Here is an 11,947-nt window from a genome sequence, read left to right as displayed (position 1 = left end):
GCCGCCCCGGCGCGGGGGGGGGCGGGGGCGGGCGGGGGGGGCGCCCCCCCCCCCCCGCCGCCCCGGCGCCGCCCGCTCGGGGAGGGCGGCGCCGCCGGGGCGGCCGTGGTGGGTGCGGACACGTGCGGGACCTGCTCTCTGGAATCCCTGGGGCGGGCTCGGCAAACTCGGCAAACTCGACGGACTCGACGGACTCGACGCGCTCAGCGCGCTCGGCGGGCTCAGCGCGCTCGGCGGGCTCAGCGGGCGGCGAAGGCCGAGGTGATCTGCGTGGCGGCGTCGCCCGAGGCCTTCGCCACGTCCGCCTTGCCGGTGACGACCTGCTGGAGCATGGTCGGGATGACGGCCTGCGCGTCGATCTGCGCCCAGGCCTGGTCCAGCGGGACGAAGCGGGTACCGGCCGCGATCGTGTCGGTGAACGGCTTCAGGAAGGCGTCCTTGGCGGCGACCTTGGCGTTGACCGACTTCAGGGTCGGCAGGTTGCCCATCGCGTCGTACATCTGCTCCTGGTAGCCGGGGCCGGCCAGCAGCTCGGCGAACCGCACGGCCAGGGTGCGGTGCTTGGCCGCCTTCATGACGCCGAGGTTGTTGCCGCCGGCGAAGGCCGGGGCGATGGTGCCGGCCTTCGCGCCGGGCAGCGGGACGACCGCGTACTTGCCCTTGGCCGCGCCCGCGTCCACCTTGCTGCGGCTGGAGTTGGGCAGGATCGCCATGGCGGCCTTGCCGGCCGCGAACAGGTCGACGGTCTTGCCGCCGGTGAGGTCGGCGCACTGCTGCGCCGGGCAGCCGGCCTCGTCGAAGAGGTCCGTGTAGCGCTTCACCCCGGCCTGCGAGGCGGCCGAGTCGATCGCCGCCTTGAACTTGTCACCGTCCTTGGCCGCGATGTCGCCGCCCGCGTCCCAGACGAAGGGCAGCGCGCCGAAGGTGTACTTGCCGCCGACCGCGATGCCGAAGGTGTCGGAGTGCGCGGCGTGGATCTTCCGGGTGGCGGCGACCAGTTCGTCGTAGGAGGCCGGCGCGGCCAGTCCGGCCTCGGTGAACAGGTCGGTGCGGTAGTACAGCGCGCGCACGCCGACCCACCACGGCAGGCCGTAGGTCTTGCCGTCGAGCACGGCGGTCTTCGCGATCGCCGGGTCCAGGTCGCCCTTGTCCGCCCAGCTGTCGAGGTCGGCGCCGATCTCGGCGAGTCCGCCGGCCGCGACGTAGCCGGGCAGGTCGGTGTTGCCGAACTCGACCAGGTCCGGGGCACTGCTGGGGTCGTTGAACGCGCCCTTCATCTTCGCGGCGCGGGCCGAGGCGTCGGTGTCGATGTAGCTGACGTTGACGGTGACGCCCTGGTGCGCCGCCTGGAACTCGGTGACCGCCTTGGCGACCACCGCTTCCTTGGCCGCGTTGCCGGCCTCGTTGTACAGCCACACCTGCACGGTGCCGCTCTTGTCGTCGGCGGCCCTGTCGCCGGCCGGCACGGCGGTGCCGGGTGAACAGGCGGCGGCAAGGCAGGTCGCGGCGAGGACGGCGGCCGAGGTGGTCAGTCTGACGATGCGCATGGGTGGGAAGCCTCCCCTCCCGACAGTTGCCGCCGGGACGCGCCGTCGCGGACGGGCACGTCGCAGCAGGCCCTGACCGGGGCCGATGGTGGATGTGGGGGTGGTGACGCGGGTGGGTACGGCAGTGCGGCCGCTCGGACGGTCGGCGTCTCCTGCTCGATGCCAGGGACGTTAGGCGGGGGCGCCGACGCCCAACAAGAGCCGATTCGGGAAGTTTTGCAGTGCACAACGCCGTATCGAAAACGCGGCCGCCATGCCCGTAGGGGGTACGGTTCGACAACCGCCGCAGTCGGACGGCGGAACGAGAGGGGAACGGACCGATGACGGAGCAGACCGCCGCCACCACCGGGCAACCGCGGAAGGCGGCGGGCGAGCGCAACCAGTCGTCGTCGCTGCGCCGCGCCCTGTCCGTCCTCGGCTACGTCCGCGACCACGGCGACGGGCGCGGCGTCCCGCTCGCCCAGCTCGCCGAGGCGCTCGACCTCAACAAGTCGACCGTGCTGCGGCTGACCGGCCCGCTGCTCGACGAGCACCTGCTCGACCGCGACCGGGAGACCGGCTGGTTCCGGCTCGGCCACGGCTCGCTCCGGCTCGGCCAGGCCTACCTCTCCACCCTCGACCTGCGCAGCGTCGCCGCCGAGCACCTGCGCCGCCTCCAGCGCGAGGCCGGCGAGACCGTCCATCTGACCGTCTGGCAGGCCCCCGGCATCGTCTACCTGGACAAGGTCGAGGACGAGACCAACGTCCGGATGGCCTCCCGCGTCGGCAGCCGGGCCCCGGCCTACTGCACCGCCACCGGAAAGGCGATCCTGGCCTGGCTCCCCGAGGAGGCGGTCACCGAGGTGGTCGCGGCCGGGCTGCGCCCGGTCACCGCCTGGACCATCTCCGACGAGCCCCGCCTGCGCGCCGACCTCGCCCGCATCCGCGCCCGCGGCTACTCCATCGACGACCGCGAGAACGAGCCCGAGGTCCGCTGCGTCGCCGCCCCGATCTTCGACCACACCGGCGAGGTCAGCGCGGCCCTCTCGGTCTCCGGTCTCACCTCCCGGATGACCGCCGCCCGGGTCCGCGCCCTCGGCCCGGTGGTCGCCCAGGTCGGCCTGCGGATCTCCCGCGAACTCGGCTCGGACCGCCCGGTCGGGTGACGCGGACGGGCCCGCTCCGGCATCGGGCCCGGAGCCGGATCCGGATTCGGGCCCGAGAGCGCGAACGGGCCCGGTACCTCTTCAGGTACCGGGCCCGTTCGACCGTGGAGCGCCAGGCCCGGGTTGCACGGACTCTCCCCACTGAAAGTGGGGCGTGCTCTGGTAGCACCGCTGACGCCTGACGAGAGATCATTCCCTCGCGACAGAAAGAACAGTACCAGTCCGGAACACCCGCCCGAACCGCAGGAGAACCACCCATGTCCGTCACGATCCCGGCCGAAACCGTCGAGTACGCACCCGACCGGTTCCTCGACATCCATCGCCCGCCGGCCGGCTCCGCCGGGCCCTGGCCCGTGCTCCTCCTCTGGCACGGCAAGGCCCCCGACTCCCGGTTCGAACTGGCCCCGCTCGCCCGGGAGGCGGCCGGGCACGGCCTGCTGGTGCTCACCCCGGACTGGCGCTCCGACGCGGAGGACAGCGGTCGCGCCGACCTGCTGGCCTCGCTGGAGCACACCCACCGGCACGCGGCCGACCACGGCGGCGACCCCGCCCTCGGCCTCGTCCTGGCCGGCTGGTCGATGTCCGGCCGGGAGGCGATAGCCCTCGCCACCCACCGCGACCTCCCCGAGGACCGCCGCCCCACGGCGGCCGTCGGCATCGCCTCCAGCTACGCCCGCCCGGCGGTCACCACCGGCGAGGCGCCCCTCGCCGCCCTCGCCGACCGCCCCTCCCCCGTCCCGCTGTTCCTGGTCCACGGCACCGGGGACGACCTCGTCCCCGCCGACACCACCCGGGCCCTGGACACCGCCCTGCTGACGCCGGCGGCCGAGTTCCTCCAGCTCGACACCGACCACGCCGGCGTCATCCTGACCGAGTACGACCCGGCCCTCGGGCACTGCGTCGCCGCCCGCGCACCGCACGCCGTCGAGGCCGGCCGCGCCACTGCCGCCCTGCTGGCCCGCGCCGCCGGAGTCCCGGTCCGCGCCTGACCGGAGCGGGCCCGGAAACGGGCCCGCTCTCCGGGCCGAGGGACGCCAACGGTCCCGCTCCGGCATCCGGGCCCGGATCCAGGAACGCGAACGGGCCCGGTACCTGAAGAGGTACCGGGCCCGTTCGACCATGGAGCGCCAGGCCCGGGTTGCACGGACTCTCCCCACTGAAAGTGGGGCGTGCTCTGGTAGCACCACTGACGCCTGACGAGGAATCATTCCCTCGCGACACGGAGAACACTACCAGGTCGGAGCGGGTGCGCCGGACCACGAACGGCCGCCGCCGCCGAACTGCCTCGCCGTCACAGCTTCATAACGTCACGTCAACTGAGTAGCTGTGACATTGCACATATCACATCATGCTCACCATGAGAAAAGTCATCACCTTACTGTCCGCCGCGACCGCGATCGCCCTCCTCGGCGGCGCCGCCGCCGTCGGCGTCGAACCCGGGGCCGACGGACTCGACGACCGGAGCGTCCAGTCCGACACCGGGCAGGGCACCCTGGCCTGGAGCTCCTGCGAGGACCCGGCCACGCCGGCACTGCAGTGCGCGATGCTCGACGTGCCGGTGGACTACTCCGACCCGCGCGGCCGCAAGATCAAGGTCAAGCTGAACCGGCTCCCGGCCACCGCGCCCAAGGACAAGCGCCAGGGCCCGATCCTGCTCAACCCCGGCGGCCCCGGGAACTCCGGCCTCTGGATGCCCGCCTTCATCGCCGGACAGATCCCGGCCGACGTCGCCTCCACCTACGACTGGATCGGCTTCGACCCGCGCGGCACCAACGGCAGCGAGCCCCACGTCGTCTGCGACCCCGACTACTTCGACGCCGAACGCCCCGACTACCAGCCGGACCAGGGCACCTCGAAGGCCTGGCTGAAGAAGGCCGCCGGCTACGCCTCCGACTGCGCGGCCGACTGGTCCTGGCTGCTCCCCCACATGACCACCGTCGACAACGCCCGGGACATGGACAGCATCCGGCGGGCACTCGGCGAGCCGAAGATCAACTTCTACGGCGGCTCCTGGGGCACCTCGCTCGGCTCCACCTACGGACAGCTGTTCCCGTCCCGGGTGCGCCGGATGGTGCTCGACAGCATCGTCGGCCCGACCACCACCTGGTACGAGCACAACAAGCTCCAGGACAAGGAGCACCAGCGCCGCTTCGAGGCCTTCACGGCCTGGACCGCCAAGGCCGACTCCGTCTACCACCTCGGCACCGACCCCGCCGACATCCAGCGCGCCTACGACCAGGTCGAGGCCGCCCTGCGGACCGACCCGCTGGACGCCGCCCCGGCCGTCGGGAAGATCGGACCGGCCGAGTTCGAGGACACCTTCTACGGCGGCGGCTACAACTTCCTCCGCTGGCCCCGGATGGCCACCGTGCTCTCCGCGTACGTCACCCAGCACGACACCCGGCCGCTCGCCATCGCCTACAACCGCTACGCCGCCCCCGGCGCCGACGACGGCTCCTTCCCCGCGTACAACGCGGTCCAGTGCACCGAGAACGCCTGGCCGCGCGACTGGGAGTACTGGAAGAAGGACCAGGCCAAGGTCGACGCCGTCGCGCCCTTCTACACCTACAACAACATGTGGTACAACGCCGCCTGTATGTTCTGGCCGTACGAGGGCAACCGGGCCGGCCGGCTGAAGATCACCGGCAAGGGCCTGCCGCCCGTGCTGCTGTTCCAGTCCACCGAGGACGGCGCCACCCCCTACGAGGGCGGGCTCGCCATGCGCGACGCGCTGCCCAGCGCCAAGCTCGTCGTCCAGGACGGCGGCAGCTTCCACGAGATCCTGTTCCACGGCAACGCCTGCCTGGACGACACCTTCACCGCCTACCTCCGCGACGGCAGCCTGCCGAGCGGCAAGGGCCGGATCGCCAAGACCTGCGCCCCCGGCGCCGAGCCCGCCCCGGTCTACGTGACCCCGCCCCCGGCCGCGAAGTCCCTCACCGGCGCCACGGCTGCGCCCGACGCCGCCCCGCTCGCCCCGACCGACCCCGAGGCCGTCCGGGGCGTGCTCCGCTGACGGAGCACTGAACGACGGCCGCACGACAGCCGAACGACGGCTGAACGACCGCTGAACGACCGAAACGCGAACGGGCCCGGTACCTGAGGAGGTACCGGGCCCGTTCGACCGTGGAGCGCCAGGCCCGGGTTGCACGGACTCTTCCCACTGAAAGTGGGACGTGCTCTGGTAGCACCGCTGACGCCTGGCGAGGGGTTCTGTTCGTCCCCCTCGCGACAGGAAGAACACTACCAGGACAGAACGGGTGCCCGAACCCAGGGGGAACGGGCGGGTGACTCCAGGTCATTCGTAGACGACGTCACCGGCGAACGGGAAACCCATCGCGCGAAGCCTCCGCGCCACCTCGGCCGGATCATGTTCGCGCCCCGCCAGCCGGAGCACGTCCACGAGAGAGACCGGGCGCTCCGGACTCGGCCCACCGCCGAACTCCGGCACCAACGCCACGCCGTCCTGCAGGGCCACGATGCCGTCCGGCAACCGGTGACCCAGCTCCGAGAGCCTGGCCACCACTTCACCCGGCGGCAGACCGAGTTCCGCCGCACACGACAGGACGTGCCAGACGTCCAGCGGTCTTCCCGGCCTCAGCCAAGGCGGCTGCCCGGTCTGGAACTCACTGAGAAGCAGCAGGTCGTCGGAGTTCACCGTCGCGGGGAGGAGCGAGGGATCGGCCAGAGGGTGACCGAACTCCGCCAGCCGGTCGGCGACCTGCCCGGGTGACCGGTCCGCCAGCCGGCCGGCGGCTCGCAGGACATGGCCCACCGACACCGGCTCCCCCGGTGACAGCCAGGGTTCACGCCAGTTCAGGTCCGCACTCAGGATCAGGAGGTCCTCCGGCAGCGCCCGGTCGGGAACCTCGATGCCTTCGGCCAACCGATGGCCGAGCTCCGCCAGCCGGTCGGCCACGGTTCGCGGCGAACTCTCCCGGAAGTTCGCCACCCACAGCACATGTCCCATCGACACCTGGGCACCGGCCCTTCTCAGCGACCCGACCGACCCCTCCTCCTCAGCCCTGAGCAGCGCCATGTCGTCAGGTACCGGAGTCGTCGCTCCACTCGTGCCTTCCGCCACACCGTGGCCGAGCTGCGCCAGCCTCGCGACGACATCCGCCGGTGTGCGGTCGAGCCGTGAAGCGGCCGACAGGACATGCCAGGCCGAAACCGTCTCCCCGGTCCCCAGCCACGGCTGCCTCTCGTCGAGATCACGACTCAGCACCATCAGGTCGCCTTGTTCGACGTTCGTCGGCACCTCCGGGCCCGTGTAGGCGTGGCCGAGTACCGCCAGATCCCGCACGACCTCACCAGGACGACGTCCCGTCCGCTGCGCCATGCTCAGCACCTGCCGCAGGGACACCGGACTCCCGGGAACCAGCTCGAGGGCACGCACGAGCTCCACGGCTTCGTAGGACTTCGGGAGCGTCAGATGCTCCAGCGACCCGGCGAGAAGGCCACTCAGCCGGTTCACCACCACTGCCGGTTCGAAGTGCGACCTGTCGGCGGCCGCCAGGACATGTCGGAGCGATACGGGCTTCTCCGGGTCGAGCCACGGAGGTTGCGCATCGAGGTCTCGGCTGAGGAAGGCGAGATCGTTCCTGTCGAAGGACTCCGGGAGCCGATGGCCGGCCGGCAGCCGGTACCCGAGCTGCGTGAGCCGGACGCCCACCTCGCTCGGTGGGTATCCGATCCGTTGTGCCGCCGCCAGAACGTGCCCGAGCGGCACCGGTGCGACCGGATCCAACCACTCGGAGATCTCGTTCGATTCGGAGGCTTCGAAACTGCGTGTCCCGTGCAGTTCCCTCGGTTGGAGAACGAACCGGTCGGTGGGCCTGGCCACCGGCATGCCGGTGCTGACCACTGCCTTCGCCCGGGGAATGCCGGAGCCCGCCCATGCCAAGGCCCGCCAGTCCTCGATGTGCCTCGGGACACCGATGAGGTTGCCGATCGGATTGGGAACCCGCGAATCACGCACTCCGAGGAGCACGGCATCCGGAGGGAAGCACCCCACGGCGGTGATGTCCACCTCGTGGCCGCGCACGGCCCACGGCCGGTATGCGGCGGCCACGGCCGCCTCGGCGATGACGTCGGCCAGGACCGGGTCGTGGTCGACCAACTCCGAGAGCCAGTCGTGGGTGAGGACCCGACCGTCCTCGCGCAGTAGCGCCGGAATCTGTTCACGCAGCAGTCCGGCCACGTAGTCGGTGTCGTACCCCAGGACACGGGTGCGGTCGACGGTCAGCCTCGGTGCCTGGGACCCCCTCAGGTCGACCACGGCACCGAACAGGCGCTCCCCGGCCCAGAGGCCGTCCGACAGGATGCCGCCCCAGGAACTCAGCCACCACAGTCCCGGACGCTCCGTGGCGTCCACCCGGACCTCGGCCGGTTCAACCGTGTCCGGACTGTCGTGCTCCTCCGCATGCTGGAGTGCGAACCGGGCGAGCACACCCGCCTCCCACGTCAGCCGCTCCCCCGCGTCCTCCGCCGTCACGTCGTACGGAGCGATCCACAGCAGCCGCCCCAGCAGATCCGTGCACGACGGCGCCGTCTCCGGACTCCGCAGGTGCAGGCGGACGACGGTGCCGGCGTCGTGGCCCCGGCCCAGGTTGCGGATGCGGAAGACCGAGCCCGGGCCGGCGATGTCGACCTGGAGGCGGTCGCCGGGGTGGCCGTCCTGGTCCAGGCGGCAGGTGGTGACGGAGATGTCGTCGGCCATCATGAAGTAGCTCAGCACCCCGATGCCGAAGCGGCTGTTGGGGTGGAACTCGATGCCTTCGGCCCGCCAGGCCGCCTGCTCGTCGAGGAACTCGGGCAGGTCGGCGAAACGCATGCCCGCGTAGGAGAACACCTCGCGCAGTTCGCGCTCGCCCATGCCGATGCCGTTGTCCCGGCACTCCAGGTAGACCTGGCCGCGCTCGTCCACGCCCCGGCGGAAGGCGATCCGACCCGACCACGCGGGCACCTGCGGGTCGCGGCGGCGGAGGTAGGCGGTGCGGGCGTCCCGGTAGCGGCAGGCGTCGAGCGCGTTCTGGTACAGCTCGCGGATCGCCAGCGCCTGGTCGCCGTAGAGCTGCTCCCCCATCAGGAGTTCCTGGATCCGGTCGTCCGCGAGCCGGAACCGCAGGTCGGTGGACTCGTAGATGGGCCGCCCCCGATCGTCGGCGGCGGCGTGGACCTGGTCGGCGGTCGCGTGGACCGGCAGGTCCTGGAGCGGGGCGAGCTGGGGGTCGGCACCGGCGTGGAGGTCGATCGCGCCCAACAGGGTGTCCAGCGCGGCGGCGTGCTGACGCAGTGCCAGGCCCACCGCGGGGTGGTGGCAGGCGGCGGTGAGCACTCTGGTCCGGCCGCGCGGGTCCCAGCGCGCGCCCTGGACCGTCCGGTGCAACTCGGCGAGGTCGACCGCGTACGAGATGCCCAGGTGCTCCACCACGACGTCCGGCAGCCGCAACGGGTCGACGGCCAGCTGGTGCGCGACCGCGAGCAGCGCGCCGAGCAGTTCCTCCCGGATGTACTGCTCCGCCTCGGTGGCGCCGGCCAGCTGGCGGACCGGACGGACCGCGGTGGTGTCGTAGGAGGTCCGGAGCGAGCGCAGCAGGCTCGGGAGGGCGTCCAGGCCGAACAGTTCGGCGACCAGGTCCCGGTCACCGGATGCCGTGAGGTGCTCGGTGAGCGCGCCGACCGGTCCGCACAGGCCGGTCAGGACGTTCTCGTGGTGACCGCCCGGCCTGCCCGCCAGCCACTGGCGGAACAGCCACCAGGCGATGCCCGCCGCCCCCGCCGTGTCGCCGCCGCGCTCGGCCTGCGCGGCGCGCCGGACCAGCCGCGCGCGGCCTGTGACGAACTGCTCGTAGCCGGCCCTGATCGGGGAGGGGGCGGCCGGGGCGGCCGACGGTGCGAGCTCGGTGGGCCGCACGGCCAGGGCCTCGACCGCGACCCGGTTGGCGCAGGCCACGTGGGCGAAGGGCGCCGCCACCAGCAGCGCCGCCTCGGCCGGGGCGAGCGCCAGCTTCTCGGCGTTGAGCACCTTCGACAGCAGCCAGCCCAACCGGCCGGACATCCGCTCGGCGAGGTCGGTCAGCCGCCACGGGTCGTCGGCGAGGGCCCGGTCGTCGGCCGCCGCCAGGGGGGCGAGCCGCTCGACGAGGGCGGTCACCGCCGAGCGCATCACCTCGGCGCCGGGGCCGTCGGCCACCTGCCGCCAGGCCGGGTGCTCCCGGGCCCGGACCACCCAGGGGTGCTGGCCCGCCGCGCCGGCGGGTTCGCGGTCCGGCCGCTCGAACAGGACGAAGCCGTCGAGCCCGCCCTCGGCGCGGACCCTGACCTGCTGGCGCGGGCACTCGTGTTCGCTCGTGAGCGCGTCCACGGCCGTCTGGAGCTGCTCCTGGAGGTCGGCGAGGGTGCTCGGGCCGGTCTCGCTCGCCACCACCGTGCTGAGCGCCCGCGAGAAGAGGCTGAACGTGGTCCCGCCCGCCGTGGCGTAGCGGGCGCGTTCGCCGGGCGAGCAGGCGTAGACGTGGCAGTAGTGCCGTCTCCCGACCCGGCGGACCTTCGCCTCGGACCAGCCGACGGCGTTGCTGGGCGCCATCTCCCGCATGACGATGCCCTCGCGGCAGGCGTCGACGAGGACGGCCACGTCGCCGGCCCGGCTCTGTTCGACGTACGGGGCGAAGTCGAGCGCCAGGCACTTGCCGCGGAAGTCCCGGGCGCTGGTGAGCGCTCCCCTGGGGACCAGGTAGTCCGTGCCGTCGTGGTGGATGCCGTGGCCACTCAGGTAGACCAGCAGCGTCTGACCGGCGGTGGCCTGCTGGAAGAAGGTCTCGACGGCGGCGTCGATGCTCTCCCGGTCCGTCTCGTCCGGCTCGTGGACGACCACCTCGTAGCCGGCCGAGGACAGTGCCTCCTCCAGTTCGGCGAGGTCGTCCCGGACGAACGGGAGGTCGGTGATGTGCTCGTCACGGTACTTCGGCACGCCGATCAGCAGTGCCCGGAAGGATCCCTTCATCGTGCGCTCGTGGTCCGCGCGGGCGGGTCAGGAGGCGGAGGCCGGGGTGGCGGCTTCCTCGGCCGTCACGTCGATCGTCACAACCGGATGCTTCGCCTGCTCGAACAACGCGTTCCCCATCCCCAGCGGCTGTCAGCGAGATGACACATCATAGGTCGCTCGCCCGCTCGCCCGATCGCCCGATCGCCCACTCGGCCGTCGGGCCGTCGGGCCGTCGGGCCGTCGGGTCGTCGGGTCGTCCAACGTCATGCCGTCCGGCCGTCATGCCGCGAGGTCGTAGCGGCCACCGGGGCGCGGGCCGCGCGGAGCCGCGAGGAGGGCCGCGACGAGGGCGGCGACGGTGAGGAGGAGGACGTGGGCGGCCTCGGCGGCCGGAGCGGCGAGGCCGAGGGCGCCGTGCCGGTGTTCGACGAAGCCGTTGTGGAAGAGCCAGGCCGCCGGGCCGATCAGCGGCGCGGCGGCGGGACGGGAGCGGCCGCCGACGGCGGCGCAGAGGGCGGCGTAGGCGGCGAACGCGACCCAGGTGGGGCGGAGTTCACCGAGGACGGAGAGGGCGGGCAGCAGGGCGGCGGACGCGGTGAGGGCGACCGCGGCGGACATCGAGGGGGCGAGGCGGGTGGTCACACCGTCACCGTCAGCCGGGTCCTGGGGTGGCGTTCCATGGCCTCCAGTTCGCGCTGGAGCGGCGGTTTCGGGACGGCCAGTACCGGGCAGGCGGCGTGCCGTACGCAGTAGGCGGTGATCGACGGACGCAGGGTGCGGGCGAGCAGGCCGCGGGGGCCGGCGCCGAGGACGAGCAGGTCGTCCGGCCGGTCGGCGCAGCGGACCAGGGCCTGCCCGGTCTCACCGCGGACGGCGACGCTGCGCAGCCGGACGCCCGGCCAGGTGCCGCCGAAGGCTCGGTCGAGGGCCTCGCGCAGCCGGGTCGCGGCCGCGTCGCGGCAGGCGGAGAGGAGCGGCGGGCAGGGCGCCCGGCGGTAGCCGAACTCGCCGCCGACCGGGGTCCAGCAGTGCACGGCGAGCACCTCGGCGTCGAGCCGCCGGGCCTCGGCGACGGCACGGTGCAGGGCGGCGAGGCTGCCGAGCGAGCCGCTGACGCCGACCACGATCCGGCCCCCGCCGTCGTCCTCCCGCGGCCCCGACCCGCTGGGGAGGGCTGTTGGCTCGTCCGCCATGGCGCTGTCCGTCCTTCCGACCGGTCACCGGTCGCTGATGACCGGTGTCGTCGGTGCCAGCCAAGCCCGGTG

Annotated in this window: 7 protein-coding genes; 3 read left to right on the top strand and 4 right to left on the bottom strand. The window is 72.8% G+C overall.

Going from position 1 to position 11,947, the window contains the following annotated elements:
* Nucleotides 1-239 precede the first annotated feature (239 nt).
* Nucleotides 240-1,547 carry an extracellular solute-binding protein gene (locus SM793_RS18020; protein ID WP_320439215.1) on the bottom strand — a complete coding sequence of 436 codons (1,308 nt, stop codon included), beginning with the start codon at nt 1,545-1,547 and terminating at the stop codon, nt 240-242.
* 320 nt (nt 1,548-1,867) lie between these two features.
* Between SM793_RS18020 and SM793_RS18015 the strand changes: the two genes are divergently transcribed.
* From SM793_RS18015 to SM793_RS18005, 3 genes are all read left to right on the top strand, one after another.
* A complete protein-coding gene (locus SM793_RS18015) occupies nt 1,868-2,692 on the top strand; it encodes an IclR family transcriptional regulator (protein ID WP_320439214.1) in 825 nt (274 codons plus the stop codon).
* A gap of 257 nt (nt 2,693-2,949) precedes the next feature.
* Nucleotides 2,950-3,681 carry an alpha/beta hydrolase gene (locus SM793_RS18010; RefSeq protein WP_320439213.1) on the top strand — a complete coding sequence of 244 codons (732 nt, stop codon included), beginning with the start codon at nt 2,950-2,952 and terminating at the stop codon, nt 3,679-3,681.
* 368 nt (nt 3,682-4,049) lie between these two features.
* Entirely contained in the window at nt 4,050-5,708 is a 1,659-nt protein-coding gene (locus tag SM793_RS18005; protein WP_320439212.1) for an alpha/beta hydrolase, read from the top strand.
* A gap of 282 nt (nt 5,709-5,990) precedes the next feature.
* Here SM793_RS18005 and SM793_RS18000 read toward each other — a convergent pair whose 3' ends face one another.
* The 3 genes from SM793_RS18000 to SM793_RS17990 form a co-directional block, all read right to left on the bottom strand.
* On the bottom strand, nt 5,991-10,700 hold the full coding sequence (locus tag SM793_RS18000; protein WP_320439211.1) for a caspase family protein: 4,710 nt from the start codon (nt 10,698-10,700) through the stop codon (nt 5,991-5,993).
* A gap of 261 nt (nt 10,701-10,961) precedes the next feature.
* Entirely contained in the window at nt 10,962-11,324 is a 363-nt protein-coding gene (locus tag SM793_RS17995; RefSeq protein WP_320439210.1) for a hypothetical protein, read from the bottom strand.
* Nucleotides 11,321-11,875, bottom strand: a complete 555-nt coding sequence (locus SM793_RS17990; protein WP_320439209.1) for a universal stress protein — start codon at nt 11,873-11,875, stop codon at nt 11,321-11,323. Before SM793_RS17990 ends, SM793_RS17995 begins: the two co-directional genes overlap by 4 nt.
* Between the last annotated feature and the right edge of the window lie 72 nt (nt 11,876-11,947).

The organism is Kitasatospora purpeofusca (assembly GCF_034043715.1).
Taxonomy (GTDB): Bacteria; Actinomycetota; Actinomycetes; order Streptomycetales; family Streptomycetaceae; genus Kitasatospora; species Kitasatospora purpeofusca_A.
Note: the sequence above shows the minus strand (reverse complement) of the source record. Positions and strands in the feature narration are given on the sequence as shown.

Excerpts from the sequence above, each read along its gene's own strand:
- SM793_RS17990 (WP_320439209.1), bottom strand. The coding sequence starts at position 11,875 with ATGGCGGACGAGCCAACAGCCCTCCCCAGCGGGTCGGGGCCGCGGGAG.
- SM793_RS18010 (WP_320439213.1), top strand. The coding sequence starts at position 2,950 with ATGTCCGTCACGATCCCGGCCGAAACCGTCGAGTACGCACCCGACCGG.
- SM793_RS18020 (WP_320439215.1), bottom strand. The coding sequence starts at position 1,547 with ATGCGCATCGTCAGACTGACCACCTCGGCCGCCGTCCTCGCCGCGACC.
- SM793_RS18005 (WP_320439212.1), top strand. The coding sequence starts at position 4,050 with ATGAGAAAAGTCATCACCTTACTGTCCGCCGCGACCGCGATCGCCCTC.
- SM793_RS18015 (WP_320439214.1), top strand. The coding sequence starts at position 1,868 with ATGACGGAGCAGACCGCCGCCACCACCGGGCAACCGCGGAAGGCGGCG.
- SM793_RS18000 (WP_320439211.1), bottom strand. The coding sequence starts at position 10,700 with ATGAAGGGATCCTTCCGGGCACTGCTGATCGGCGTGCCGAAGTACCGT.